The sequence below is a fragment of the Zobellia uliginosa genome (genome assembly GCF_018860745.1).
GTDB classification, from domain to species: Bacteria; Bacteroidota; Bacteroidia; order Flavobacteriales; family Flavobacteriaceae; genus Zobellia; species Zobellia uliginosa_B.
Map to the genome: position 1 here is coordinate 261842 of NZ_JAHKPY010000002.1, position 13205 is coordinate 275046.

12 protein-coding genes are annotated in these 13205 nt (G+C 38.5%); 7 read left to right on the forward strand and 5 right to left on the reverse strand.

The window, feature by feature from the left end:
- Positions 1-85: 85 nt before the first annotated feature.
- On the reverse strand, positions 86-1882 hold the full coding sequence (locus tag KO521_RS01890; RefSeq protein WP_215938212.1) for an alpha-amylase family glycosyl hydrolase: 1797 nt from the start codon (positions 1880-1882) through the stop codon (positions 86-88).
- 452 nt (positions 1883-2334) lie between these two features.
- Between KO521_RS01890 and KO521_RS01895 the strand changes: the two genes are divergently transcribed.
- Entirely contained in the window at positions 2335-2730 is a 396-nt protein-coding gene (locus tag KO521_RS01895; protein WP_215938213.1) for a response regulator, read from the forward strand.
- A 107-nt stretch (positions 2731-2837) separates the two neighbouring features.
- Here the strand turns inward: KO521_RS01895 and KO521_RS01900 are convergent, their stop codons facing one another.
- Positions 2838-3386 (reverse strand): YSC84-related protein, encoded by a 549-nt coding sequence (locus tag KO521_RS01900; RefSeq protein WP_215938214.1) that lies wholly within the window; start codon positions 3384-3386, stop codon positions 2838-2840.
- A gap of 169 nt (positions 3387-3555) precedes the next feature.
- Positions 3556-3990 carry a response regulator gene (locus KO521_RS01905; protein ID WP_215938215.1) on the reverse strand — a complete coding sequence of 145 codons (435 nt, stop codon included), beginning with the start codon at positions 3988-3990 and terminating at the stop codon, positions 3556-3558.
- Between the two features lie 650 nt (positions 3991-4640).
- Between KO521_RS01905 and KO521_RS01910 the strand changes: the two genes are divergently transcribed.
- The gene (locus tag KO521_RS01910) at positions 4641-6050 is read left to right on the forward strand and encodes a 3-keto-disaccharide hydrolase (RefSeq protein ID WP_215938216.1); all 1410 of its coding nucleotides are present in this window, start codon (positions 4641-4643) and stop codon (positions 6048-6050) included.
- Positions 6050-7378, forward strand: a complete 1329-nt coding sequence (locus tag KO521_RS01915) for a Gfo/Idh/MocA family protein (RefSeq protein WP_215938217.1) — start codon at positions 6050-6052, stop codon at positions 7376-7378. The genes KO521_RS01910 and KO521_RS01915 overlap by 1 nt, the downstream gene beginning before the upstream one ends.
- Positions 7379-7504: 126 nt before the next feature.
- Here the strand turns inward: KO521_RS01915 and KO521_RS01920 are convergent, their stop codons facing one another.
- Together KO521_RS01920 and KO521_RS01925 are read right to left on the reverse strand one after the other, a co-directional pair.
- Entirely contained in the window at positions 7505-9676 is a 2172-nt protein-coding gene (locus KO521_RS01920; protein ID WP_215938218.1) for a vanadium-dependent haloperoxidase, read from the reverse strand.
- A 34-nt stretch (positions 9677-9710) separates the two neighbouring features.
- The gene (locus KO521_RS01925; protein WP_215938219.1) at positions 9711-10778 is read right to left on the reverse strand and encodes a LacI family DNA-binding transcriptional regulator; all 1068 of its coding nucleotides are present in this window, start codon (positions 10776-10778) and stop codon (positions 9711-9713) included.
- A 341-nt stretch (positions 10779-11119) separates the two neighbouring features.
- On the opposite strand from KO521_RS01925, the gene KO521_RS01930 reads away from it, so the two are divergent.
- The 4 genes from KO521_RS01930 (at position 11120) to KO521_RS01945 (ending at position 13196) form a co-directional block, all read left to right on the forward strand.
- Complete coding sequence (locus KO521_RS01930; protein ID WP_215938220.1) at positions 11120-11524, forward strand: VOC family protein; 405 nt, start codon at positions 11120-11122, stop codon at positions 11522-11524.
- Positions 11525-11581: 57 nt separating this feature from the next.
- On the forward strand, positions 11582-12103 hold the full coding sequence (locus KO521_RS01935; RefSeq protein ID WP_215938221.1) for a DUF421 domain-containing protein: 522 nt from the start codon (positions 11582-11584) through the stop codon (positions 12101-12103).
- A gap of 303 nt (positions 12104-12406) precedes the next feature.
- Positions 12407-12628, forward strand: coding sequence for a hypothetical protein (locus KO521_RS01940; RefSeq protein ID WP_215938222.1), 222 nt, complete (start codon positions 12407-12409; stop codon positions 12626-12628).
- 118 nt (positions 12629-12746) lie between these two features.
- Positions 12747-13196 (forward strand): ferritin-like domain-containing protein, encoded by a 450-nt coding sequence (locus KO521_RS01945; RefSeq protein ID WP_215938223.1) that lies wholly within the window; start codon positions 12747-12749, stop codon positions 13194-13196.
- Positions 13197-13205 lie beyond the last annotated feature (9 nt).

A 13205-nucleotide genomic window follows, 5' to 3' on the forward strand; every position in this document is an offset into this window, starting at 1 on the left:
AAGGGCAAAACTTAAAAAACTGCCCAAGGAATACGGGTATGGCATCCCTTTTTGGCAGTCTTTTTCTCAAAAGAATCCTACTTGTTTATTTGGTGTAAATAAGCGCAGCGTAAGCAGGAATGGTTACTTGGCCGGTAAATCGTTTCTCGTCCGTTGGCTCCTCTACTTTTTCCATGCCTTCTACTTCCAGATCGGTGAAATCTTCATCATAGCCTTTCCATGTGCTGTTGAAACGTAGTTTCCAGTCCGCATCTTCATTTACGCCAATACCGTATTCCTCAAAATCCTTATCGCTAAAATTCAGGATGACCAGCACCGGTTCATTGTCTTCGCCATCCGTACTGCGTATGTATGCCAGAATGTTGTTCTCTTGGTTAAAATGGATAATAGCTACCTGTTGGCCGCGTAGTCCGTTGGTGCGTTCCGCCTTTCCCGTACGTAGCGCTATAAGGTCCGTAGAAAGTTTGCTAATGCCTTTAAGCTTATCCAATTTTCCCCAATCCAAAGCCTCCGTATCCTGGAAATACTCATCTTCAATAAACTCCTGACCTTGGAACAGCATAGGAATTCCGGGAGCGGTAAGGGTGAGTACGATACCTAAAATGGCGCGTTTCTTAGCAAACGGACTCTCCGCATCTCCCGGTTGTATTTCTTCGGGAACCCTGGCTTTTCCATTGGCCACCTCGTCATGGGATTCCGTATAGATTATTCTTCTAAACGCATCACCGCTATAACTATAGGTAAGGGCATTTACTATTTCCTGCAGGTCTCTATCCGTATCATTTATATGGGTAAGCACTTCCCGCACGGGATGCACAAAGTTCATATCCCATTGGGAGCCGTAGCCCAAACCACCATAATCCGTGTCATCCGTAACCATGTCGTGACCTTTTAGATCTTCGGCAATAGTAAGTACGTGTGGATATTTGGATTGTATTTGCATGTTGATATCCCGCATAAGGATATTCCCTTCGTTAATTTCGGTATCCATGCCCAAGCCGCCACCCTCAAATCTAATATATGAGGTAGCATCCATACGCAGACCATCGCATCGGTATTTTTCTATCCAGAACATGGCATTGTCCGCTATGTATTTTCTCACCTCTGGCCTGCCATAATCGGGTCGGGTATCTCCCCAAGGGGTTTCTGAGCGGTAATCGTTATAAAAATAGATACCGCCTTTATCGTTTTCGCTCCAACCATCAAACTGCCACAGGTCTACGTCAGACGGTCCAAAGTGGTTGTACACCACATCCATAATGACCGCAATACCTTGTTTATGGGCCTCTTTTACCAGTTTTGCAAAGCCGTCCGGTCCGCCATAATCCTGTTCAATAGCAAACGGATGCGCGGGATTATAGCCCCAAGAAATACCACCGGCAAACTCAGCAACGGGTAATAATTCTATACAGTTAATACCCAGTTTTTTAAGGTAAGGGAGCTTTTCAATAACATCTATAAAAGTGCCCACCTGATCTGGTTTTTTTCGGTTGAAAGTCCCCACATGCAATTCATAGATAACGAGTTCGTTCCAATTGGCGATCTTAAAATCGTCATCCTCCCAATCAAAATCCAGTTTTCTAGCCACGGAATTCCCATTGCTATTCGTAACCTCTACCGCGTACGGGTCGTTACGTTCATATTCCTTTCCGTCATTTAAAATCAGATATTTATATTCGTCACCCTCCTTACATTTTTCGGTAACACCGGCCCAATAGCCATTTTCTTCGTGCTCTAGCTCTAAATCGTCTCTTTTCCAATCGTTAAAATCGCCTATAACAAAAACTTTATCGGCATTGGGTGCCCAAACCCTAAAAGTAGTGGAAGTATCATCTGTTAAGATGGCTCCCATACCTTCGCTCTTATTTATAATAGTGTCCATAATATGTGTTTTTTTTACAGGCAAAGGAGCCTATATTCCTTATCATAAAAATACGCTTAAAGTAGTTTCGAACGTAAAATTCAGGACCTTATAAATAGCCTTAATCATCTAAAAATTAACGCTATAAAGAAATTTTATTACCAGAAGTGGTGAGCTATTTTCAAAATTGAAAAGGAGTAAATCTGCGGAAGTTATATGAAGCTGTGGGTAATATGAAGAAACGCCTTACAATTAATCCGACACGTGAGTTGCGAAATTCATATTATTAGTTGGCAGATAGCGTTTTTAGGGGCTTTATGGCTGTTTTGTATTAAAGAATTTTAATTTTTTATACCGAAATGATAAATTATACTCAATTATCTCTTTTTGTGAATTCCAAAAAGAATTGGAGGTTATCTTTGAGAATCCCTTTATCACTATATTAAGATATACGGGAACGAAGAATAGCGCGTATGGATTTTGGGCCTCTTATATATATTGATGATGATGAAGATGACCGCATGCTGTTTCAAGAAGCGATTGAAGAGCTGTTCCCTAAGTTACCTGTAGAATCGTACGAAAACGGACCTTCTTTCTTGAAACGCCTTAGTAAGGATATATCTAATTTGCCCAAGCTGATTTTTGTGGATTTGAATATGCCCGTGGTGAGTGGTATGGAATGTTTAAAGCGGATTAGGACAAACACTCATTTTGCTAAAATCCCGGTCATTATGTATTCCACATCCAGCAGTAGGGAAGATCATACCAAATGTTTGGATTTAGGGGCGGATATGTTCGTTACCAAATCCCGGTCTTACGATGAGCTAAAAAAACAGTTGACAGATATTATCAATACCCACCTTTTCTAAATTCATTTAATGCCCGCTTTCAAAACAGGAAGAAGGCTTTGATTTTTAAAAACGGATATAAAAAAAAGCCGGTCGTTAGACCGGCTTTTTGTTGCAATAATATGAGTTTATTTCTTTTCAATATTCTCCATATCCGTGTAGTTGAATTTTTGTCCACCTACAGAAAGGTCAGCCATTAATCCTTTTTTTGGCTTAGCGAATACAACAACACCGTCATTGTAACTTGCGTTGGCCGCAACACCTTTTTCTAAGGCTACAGCAGTAGCTTCGGCAGAAAATTCAAATTTATCTTGTTTAAATCTTTGTAGTGCCTCGGCAGTTTCAAAGAAAATAATTTCGGTTAAAGCTTGCCCGCCAGCTTGTAGCCCAACATCTAACTTTTTTAAATCTGCCATACCTACGGGTTTTCCGTTTTCGTAAAGCACACCGTTACCAGAGGCACCACCAACAATGAGTCCGCCTTCGCCCACATTTGGGAAAACTACGTATCCGGAAGCGTTCTCAAAGAACATATCCAGACCTTCGTTAGACTTCATTAATTTAGTTTTGGCCTTTTCGGCATCTACCATTACTCTTTGGTCATCCATGTCCTGTGCGTATGTACCTAAAGTAAAAAGGAGCATTGCTGCTATTAAAATAGATTTTGTCATTTTCATATCAATAGTATTTATATTAAACTTAATTATGACACAAAAATACAGGGCGATCGTAGAACCTATTAGCGCTAAAAAAATGAATTATGATGCAAAAAAAAGATGTTTTTGAGGTAAAATAAAACGGATTACCGTCAACCGATTTCTTTTTAAATAAAGGACTGAACAAGTACTAAACCAAAATAACGAAATCTCCGGGTAAAACTTCCGAATCACTTTTCTCTCCTAAGGATATTAAGCTCTTTTGAAGCATAATCTTAAGGTCCTCAAAAGAAGTAGGTTTTTGGATGTACTGGTTGGCACCGTCCGTCTGCAACTGATTTACTTCTCTCTGGCGGTAGGAGGTAGAGTAGACGATAACCTTAATAGCATCAAACCTGGCAAAGTTCCTTATATCCGTAAGGCATTCAAAACCGTTCATGAGCGGCATGTTCAAATCCAAGAAAATAGCATCGGGAAGTTCGGACTTGGAGAAAAGTTTGTCCATCAAGTCCACACCATTATCAAACTGTGTTATTTGGGTATCAATATCTAGTTCACTGATTGCCTCAACAAACAGTTCGCGATCATCATTATCATCGTCGGCTAAATAAAGGTTAAGAGTCATAGCAATTGTTTATTTTTTCTAATTGGTCGTCAAATAGCGTGTAAGCTTTTCAAATGATTGAATTATTTAAAAGGTAACTTCAAAAAGGTCTTTTTTATATACGAAAGGTGAAACTGGTTTGGAGCTTAAATTTCTAACTTTTTTTTCAAAAGGAACGTTAGACGAAAATATCATGTTTAATAGAAACAGTAGGCACGGATTAGACGAGATGTTAACTCAAAAGAGATTTATCTTCTGTCATTATGGCGAAATTCATTGTGAATGGCATAAAAAAATACCGTGGACAAGGAGTTGTTTGAATATCATAATGACAATTAATTAGAGTATTTCTACCAGAATCTCATTATATTAATCGTGCTCGTACACGATTGTTATCTGTGTGCGCACACATTTTAAGACTTTTTACTAGGATTTTTGGGTGCAGAAAATTACATTCGTAACTGGTATAAATCTTTTAACGAAATTGAATATCGATTCTTAATCTTAAGATAATGATTAATAGGTGGTAATTAGTATGAAAATTTGTGTAGTTTTTAATTTTCTGCAATTAAATATTTACCAGATTCGCCTACTTCTAGCAATTTATATATCAGTAAAAGAAATAATGCTATTTAAAAATATCTCATAAAGAACAACTTAGAACATTTAAAATGAAGTATTTAAACACAAGTAGACTAAAATCCTTAGGGTATAACAGTTCGCTGTTAGTATTGGCATCAAGCTTTTTTATAAGTTGCGAAGCACAAAAAAAGGATGATTTGCCATGGACGAATCTTTTTGACGGTGAGACTTTAACCGGTTGGACGCAAAAAGGAGGGGAGGCCCAATACGAAGTAAGGAATAACACCATTGTAGGAACGACGGTTAGCAATACACCAAACTCTTTTATGACATCGGATAAAATGTATAGCGATTTTATCCTGGAATTGGACTATAAGGTAGACCCGTCTATGAATTCCGGTATTCAGATTCGTAGTAATAGCTTTCCTTATTATATGAATGGCAGAATTCATGGGTATCAGGTAGAAATAGACCCATCTGATCGTGCATGGAGCGCTGGTATCTATGATGAGGCCCGCAGAGGTTGGTTGCATCCTTTACCTGATGATAATACAAAGGCGAAAGAGGCGTTCAAGCAAAACGATTGGAACCATTACCGCATAGAGGCTATTGGTGATACGCTCAAAACATGGATTAATGGTGTACCAGCTTCACATTTAATAGATACGCAAACCGACAGCGGCTTTATTGGCTTACAAGTACATTCCATAGGAAAGGACAAAACGCCGGGAACCGAAATCGTTTGGAAAAACATTAAAATCATTACAGAAGATATACCAAAATATGCTCAGAAGAGTCCTTTGCCAGCAATTAATATGGCTAATCAGTTAACGAGAAATGAAAAGGACCAAGGTTGGGAATTACTTTGGGATGGTGCTACAACAGAGGGATGGAAAGGTGCCAAGTTAGAAAACTTCCCTGATAAAGGATGGGAAATTAAAGACGGTATCCTAACTGTTTTATCTTCTGGCGGAGCCGAATCAGCTGCAGGTGGTGATATTGTTACGAAAGCAAACTACGCTGATTTTGAGCTCAAAGTCGATTTTAAATTGACCGAAGGTGCAAATAGTGGTATCAAATACTATGTAGATACAGAAATCAACAAAGGTGAAGGGTCTTCAATAGGATTGGAATATCAGATTTTAGATGATGCCAAGCACCCAGATGCTAAAAAAGGAAATCACGAGGGTAGTCGTACGGTTTCTTCGCTTTATGATTTGATCCAAGCAGATCCAAAAAAGCCAATAAAGGCAATAGGAGAGTGGAATACGGCTCACATTATATCCAAAGGAAATCATGTGGAGCATTACTTAAATGGAGCTAAAGTTTTGGAGTATGAGCGTAAAAGTGATGACTTTAGGAAATTAGTATCTGAAAGTAAATATGCTAAATGGCCAAGTTTTGGAGAGTTGGAAAAAGGTCAGATTTTATTACAAGACCATGGCGATAGAGTTAGCTTTAAAAACATTCAAATAAAAACACCAAAAGAAGAGAAATAATGACGAGTAGAAGAAATTTTTTAAAGAAAACGGCAACAGGTTCAATGGCCTTATCGTTTGGAGGCCTTATTTTACCTTCTATGTCCCACGCCAATATTCTAGGCGCGAATGATCATATAAACTGTGCTATAATTGGTGTTCGTAGTAGAGCGAAGGCACATGTAATGGCTATACATAAGCAACAAAATGCTAAGATTATCTATAGTTGTGATGTGGACGATGTTATTCTGGAGGAACATAATTTATGGTGCCAGGAAAATATTGGTTATATCCCTAAAAACGAAAAGGATTTCAGAAAAGTCCTGGAGGATAAGGATGTAGATGCGGTTTTTATTGCTACGCCAGAGCATTGGCACGCACCAATGGCTATCATGGCCTTGCAAGCAGGAAAGCATGTATATGTAGAAAAACCATGTAGCCACAACCCTTATGAGAATGATTTGTTGGTAGCAGCCCACAAAAAGTACGGTAAGAAAGTACAGATGGGTAACCAACAGCGCTCAGCGCAGTCTTCTATTATGGGTGTTAAAGACATTAGAGACGGTGTAATAGGTGAAGTATACAAAGGCGAGGCCTATTACAGTAATAACCGCGGCTCTATTGGAAAAGGTAATGAAATAGCTGCTCCTGGAACATTAGATTGGGAATTGTGGCAAGGACCTGCACCAAGGGAGAAGTATAGGGATAATGTACATCCTTATAACTGGCATTGGTTCAAAACTTGGGGCACCGGAGAAGTGCATAACAACGGTACGCATGAAATTGACCTATGCCGTTGGGCATTGGGTGTGGACCTGCCGGAAAGTGTAACTTCTTTTGGAGGTAAATATACGTATGACGATGATTGGGAATTTGTGGATAACCAACAGGTAACCTATACCTATAAAGATGATAAGTTCATAACATGGACGGGGCATAGCCGTGGAAAAATTTTACCTAAACAACCAGGGCGTGGTGCTACTATTTATGGTAGTAAAGGAATTATTATGCTGGATAGAAACTTCTATAAGTTATACGATTTAGATGGTAATCTTTTAAAAGAAGAAAAAGAAGGAGCGGCTAGTGCAACTACCAACACCATGGGACAGGGACAATTGGATGTAAACCACGTAGGGAATTTCTTCGATGCCATTAGAACGGATAAATCCCTGCATTCGGATATTCAGGATGCGAGCATCTCTACCATGCTGTGCCACTTAGGAAATATGGCACAAGATGCTGGAGAAACCTTGAAAATTGATCAAGCAACAGGTAAAATCCTTAATAATGAAAAAGCGATGGCCAACTGGAAAAGGGAATATGCCCAAGGTTGGGAACCAAAGCTATAGTGTTCAGTAACTTTTAAGTTACTGTTTAATTGATTTTTGTGTTAGTTCTGAGGTGCGTATGGTTCTAGTCATACGCACCTTTTTTATAGTCTTTATTTTAAGGTAAATTATAAAGAGAAGGAAATTTTACTGCCTAATTACTTTTTGACGATGAACTACAGAATTTTCTTGGTTTTTAATAACCAATACATAAATCCCAGAGGATAAACCAGAAGTGTTGACTTTAGATTTTTCGTTGAGATCAATAGTTTCCGTATATGTCAATTCTCCGTTTATACTATAAATTTCAACAGTACATTTGCCTTGTAGCTCGGTCGCTAAATTCACTTCTTGCAGAAAGGGAACTGGGTAAAGAATAGAAGCGTCCTCGTTCCGTTCTGAAGTTGCGGGTTCACCAAAAAGAATTTCTGCTTTAGCGAATGCCTGTTGACCAATTTCATCACCGATTAAACGTCCTGGAATGTCATCTATAGGTGGGTGAATACCTCCCCAAATTCTAGAGAGGCTGGTTTGGTCAGATGCATCTCTATAGGTAGCCCATTGCAAGACGAGGTCATCGGAAGGGCCATTTTCAAACACTAAAAAATCATTCGCTTTAATAGCAAAGGTACCCATGCCTCCTGGGAAAAATTCATCTCCCGTTAATAATGTCATGACTTCCGCAGCAGCCCTAGAAAAGGTAGAATGTCCGGAAACATAACCTGCAAAAGGAGGTGTCACAAAAGTTCCTCTTTGATAGGGCCACCAACGGGTTCCTAAAATCCATCCAACACCGGCTACATCTGTGTCTGGATCACCAATAAAATCTGGTCCGCGCCATGCCTTAATCTTAATTTCGCCTACAGATTCTCTCATAGGTCCGGCTAGGTCGTCGTCTGAATCAATAAGTTCTATCAATCCCGGAATTAACGGTATACCATGCGGGTCAAAACTAGGCAATGCCGGGTTGCTACTTTGTCCTTTGCCACACATATATCTAATGGCGGAAATGGGCCTCACATAATCATAATACCCTTTTATACCCCAAGTGGCAATAGCGGAATCGTGCATTGCCCCACCAAGTGCCAAATAAGATTTCACATCCCATTCCAGGTTATTCATAACCGCTCCTTCTCCCTTAAACTTTTTGATGACCATTGGATGGTCGCTCACATAATTTAAAATTGTAAACCAATGCCCGGGCGGAGTTTCAGAATCGGGACCATCTGCCCAGAATTCAGCAAGAACACGGGTGTAATCCGAACGTTTTACCAGTTGAGGTTCATAAGGCTGATCTGTATAAGGATTAACAGCCCAACCTTGACCTGTATCTCCACCCTCCATAAGGTCATAGAAATTTTGGAAGGCCTCAAATGTGGTAGGGTAGGTGTCTATATCTACATTTCCTAGCCCTGCAGGCGAAATATCGATTTCAGTATCATCTTCAGGGTCTAAATGAGCAGACCATGCTGCAACTAAAGTAAAGTTCCATTTATATGGGTCACTAAGCCCATCGGTCATAGAATTTTCTATTAGTGGCGGATCTTGCGTGTCAAAATACAAATGCGAGTCAAAACCGTTATTTTTAATCTGTAAGTTTGCTTCATCTAAAGCAAAAGGTACCACAGCGCCCCATTCCGGTCCTAGAAAATCCGGTATGGCAATGGGAACGGAATTACCGGCTTGATCTATAAAAAGATCAAAAGAAAGGGGTTGCCAATGATTAGGGTCTATATCCGTTATATCTTGGTATTCGGCAAGAACCAAAGCTGGGTTGGTGGGGCTGTATAGCTGATTGCCGTATTCAAAATCTTCATTAGCACCATCTTGACTACCAAATGCAATCATTTCATAGCCTAGGTAATTTCCTAATGCGGCATAGGAACCGGTACTGTAGTCTACAGTAGTTAACATGGGGTCATATCCAAAGGATAAGAAGAGTTCTTCTATATTTCTTAGCGTAGCAAAAGAGCCGGGCGAAGCAGCAAAACGGTGTGTTAGTAGCCTAAATAAGGCATAACTCATAATTTCTTGCCGGGCAGCATCAACATTATCCGGTTGTAATATACCATCAAATTTACAATCATACCCTCCATATATTTGTCCAAGAAATACCGTTTGTGCAGCCTCATCGAATAGAGCCCAAGCATCATACATTACTACAGAGCTGTGATAAAGATTACGAGCATGCACGGTTGGCCTAGCGTAATCCACGCGGATAGCATCCAAAAGTACTTCATTCCATTGTCTGGCAACGGATTGTTGCGCAGTTCCCGTATACATTAGGCACAAGAGAAATAGGGAGAGTAATTTTTTCATGGGTAGGTTGGTATGCGAAAGGCTTTTAGGTTATCTAAACAGCATATTCAATGGTATCGGCAACATTAAAATAATCTACATTTTCTTTTGTTACCATATTTATGGCAGAATTGTATTTTGGTTTAGGTGTTTTATTAAGAAGTAAATATTCTGTGAGGATTTTTAGTCCCATATAGCCTTGCTCAAAAGGGTTTTGGTCTATTGCAAAATCTATACTTCCTCTTCTAATATACTCAAGATTATCTAAATGGGTATCATAACCAATAGTACGAATATCATTTAGACCTCTATCTTCAAGAAAATTGGCAATCGTAAAAATTGCGCTAGAGGGTACGAATATGCCTTTAATCTGTTTGTCATTTTCCAATTCTTTGGAAAGTGCTTTTTCAATCATTTCCGTATCAAAGTCGTCAATGATAATTTTTTTAATTTCCTTATGGGTCAAATGATCGGAAAAATAATTTAGAAAACCCTTGATGCGTGTTTCAATGGCCATATGCCTTCCCACGTTTTTCTGGGAGGTCAATATAGCTACAGGATCTTTTGGCTTGGTTATCAAATTCATCATCTTACCACACAGGTACCCACTTTGTAGGGCGTCTTGCCCTATATATGTAAGCTTGTCAGGCGTATTCAAATCTATATTTATTAGAACACAGGGAATTTCTTTCTCTTTCAACTTTTCAACGAAAGCTAGAGAAGTATTGTAGAAAAAAGGCGCGAAAACGATTCCGTTAGGTTTTAAGGCTAAAATTTTTTCTAGCGCTTGCTCGTAGGATTTCAAATCATACTGGTCAAAGAAGAACCGATGCGTTTCCACACCATATTTTTGGATTTCCTTTGCAGCGGATTTTAAACCCAGATGCGGACCGTACCAAAATTGATTCTTAGAAACGACAGAGGGTATAAGAGTAGCAATCCTATATTTCTTTTTAAATGCTAAAGTACTTGCAAGTATATTTCTTGTAAATTCATACTTATCAAGTAATTTCTGTACTTTTTCCCTGGTCTTAGGAGATACTCCAGGACGTTTATGAATGACCCTGTCTACCGTGCCTGTGGAAACCTTTGCTTCCTCGGCAATATCTTTAATCGTTTTCAATAAATTTGTTTAAAGTAGTATTCAACTTCAATTTACACCTAGTTTAGTTTGCTGCAAGTTGAATTATTTGTACCTCAAATATAAGGATAATTCTGGTCATTTGAAATAGAAGGGATATTTTTGTGTACGCACACGAAATTAATGAGAGGAAGGTATAAAAAGCCTTCGAGTGGGAGGGATGGATAAATTTTTACCGGATAGTACGTGTATAGGTAAATTGTTTGGTTTAAGAATGTAGAATTTTCTAAATCCATTCCTTTTGTGTCAAGGTTAAATGCGATGAAATCAATCATGGAGATTATCTGTTTGTAACTTGCTGATCAACTTAAAAAATATATAACATGAAAACACAAGCATATTTAGCATTTGATGGAAATTGTCAGGAAGCATTAAGTTTTTATGCAGACTCATTGGGCGCAGAAATCAAGAATAGACAAACCTACGCGGACAAGAAAATTGATGTTCCGGCATCCTATAGGGATCGTTTACAACATGCGGAATTAAAAGGTAAGGGAGTGCATTTTATGGCCTATGACGCTGCACCGGATACACCGCTTACAGAAGGAACAAAAATTCATTTAAGCATTGATTTAAACGATAAGAACGAAGCTCAGGACTTATACGATAAACTTTCAGCGGGAGGTCGTATACACCATGAGCTGAGAGAGCGAGAGTGGAATGCACTTTTTGGGCGCTTTACAGATCGCTACGGTATAAGCTGGATGATTAATTGTGACCTTAATTAGAAGGGGGTTAATAACAATATTTACTTTTAAAAGAGGATATTTTCAATTTAGAATTTTATGGAAAAATGGTTTGAATTTTCTTGGAGTGCACTATTCGCTATAAGTATAACCGCAGTTGGTATTTATGTAGCCGTTATTGTTATGACTCGCCTTTGCGGTAAACGCAGTTTTTCAAAAATGTCTAGTTTTGACTTCGCCATGACGGTTGCAGTGGGTTCTATACTTGCAACAACCATTTTATCTAAAACCGTGAGTCTTTTAGATGGGGTAGTAGGCATTGTAGTGGTCTACCTTTTGCAAATGGGAGCAGCCTTAGCTAGAAGAAATGATGCCATCAAAAATATGATGGATAATAAGCCTTTATTATTGATGGATGGTGAAACTATTTTAGAAGAAAATCTAAAAAAGGGAAGGGTTGCAAAGTCGGATTTACGTGCTAAGCTTCGCGAGGCTAACGTAACAGAATTATCAGAAGTAAAAGCGGTGATTTTTGAAACCACTGGAGACATTTCTGTTTTGCACAAAGAACATGAACGTGATGTAGAGGATTTTTTAATGGAAGACGTTATGCGTTCCTGAGACGGTTCAAACATTACTAAAGGTTTATAAAAGGAATGCCAAGATATAGTCTGGTGTTCCTTTTGATTTTTGATAGAGTTCTTTTTTGAACAAAAAGAGTTCAGTTCAATTTTAGCTTCAGTTTATTTTTGTGATAAGATTTCAGTGGATTTTAATTTTAGAATTGAAATCAATCCTACCCAACCAAATAAACCAAGACCTTTTACCGGATTACTAGTATGAGCTACTATGGTTATAAGTATGCCAATATAAATAGGTTACGACCTGACCGGGGCAGGTAATTTTTAATAAAAACAAAGGAAAATGGATGATTTTGGATATACCTACACAATTATTTCTAAGAGTACCATGGACACTCTTTTTTCAAATATTTCGGATTTACGGATTCTAGGAGATTTATTGAACGATGTTTTTTTTGAATATATAGCTACGGAATCCCAAATGAAAAGACTTGGAGCATGCACACTAGAGAACGAGGATTATATCTGTATAGTAAAGTTGAACCTTGGAAAGAGTGTAGCTTGAACAAGATTTTTTTTTGCGTCCAAATGATTTTTTTTCGAATCAACAGGACGGGAAGTTTAATACTAATTTTAAATATGTCAAACGGTAGGCATTTAAGTTACCGCAAAATAAAAACAATATGAATAGCGATATAAAAGAAATTGAAGACAGTATAAATGATATTATACAAAAGAACGAAGATGCCATAAAAGGGTATGAAAAAGCAGCTGAAAATGCCAATGAAATAGGGCTAAAGAGCTACTTTCAGAACAAATCTATTGAGAGAAGAAATTTTCTAGTGGAATTAAAAAGGGCCGCACCAGCGTTAAAAACCAGAGATGATGTAGATGGTAGCGTAACTGGCGCTATGCACAGAGCTTGGATGGACGTTAAGACATTTTTCTCCGGTGATAATGATGAAGCTATGCTAGAAGAAGCCATACGTGGGGATAATGCAGCAATAGAAGAGTATAACGAGGTATTAGCAGACACGCATTTGCCGTTAGAAGCTGCTTCTATTATTAGAAAACAGCGCGATTGGTTAATGGACGACTTAAAGACCATTAAAACTTTGGAAGACGTTAGGTAATACTATTTT

Coding starts and splice junctions, on each gene's coding strand:
- KO521_RS01930 (WP_215938220.1), top strand. CDS start 11,120: ATGAAAACACAAGCATATTTAGCATTTGATGGAAATTGTCAGGAAGCA.
- KO521_RS01915 (WP_215938217.1), top strand. CDS start 6,050: ATGACGAGTAGAAGAAATTTTTTAAAGAAAACGGCAACAGGTTCAATG.
- KO521_RS01895 (WP_215938213.1), top strand. CDS start 2,335: ATGGATTTTGGGCCTCTTATATATATTGATGATGATGAAGATGACCGC.
- KO521_RS01935 (WP_215938221.1), top strand. CDS start 11,582: ATGGAAAAATGGTTTGAATTTTCTTGGAGTGCACTATTCGCTATAAGT.
- KO521_RS01945 (WP_215938223.1), top strand. CDS start 12,747: ATGAATAGCGATATAAAAGAAATTGAAGACAGTATAAATGATATTATA.
- KO521_RS01890 (WP_215938212.1), bottom strand. CDS start 1,882: ATGGACACTATTATAAATAAGAGCGAAGGTATGGGAGCCATCTTAACA.
- KO521_RS01900 (WP_215938214.1), bottom strand. CDS start 3,386: ATGAAAATGACAAAATCTATTTTAATAGCAGCAATGCTCCTTTTTACT.
- KO521_RS01920 (WP_215938218.1), bottom strand. CDS start 9,676: ATGAAAAAATTACTCTCCCTATTTCTCTTGTGCCTAATGTATACGGGA.
- KO521_RS01905 (WP_215938215.1), bottom strand. CDS start 3,990: ATGACTCTTAACCTTTATTTAGCCGACGATGATAATGATGATCGCGAA.
- KO521_RS01940 (WP_215938222.1), top strand. CDS start 12,407: ATGGATGATTTTGGATATACCTACACAATTATTTCTAAGAGTACCATG.
- KO521_RS01910 (WP_215938216.1), top strand. CDS start 4,641: ATGAAGTATTTAAACACAAGTAGACTAAAATCCTTAGGGTATAACAGT.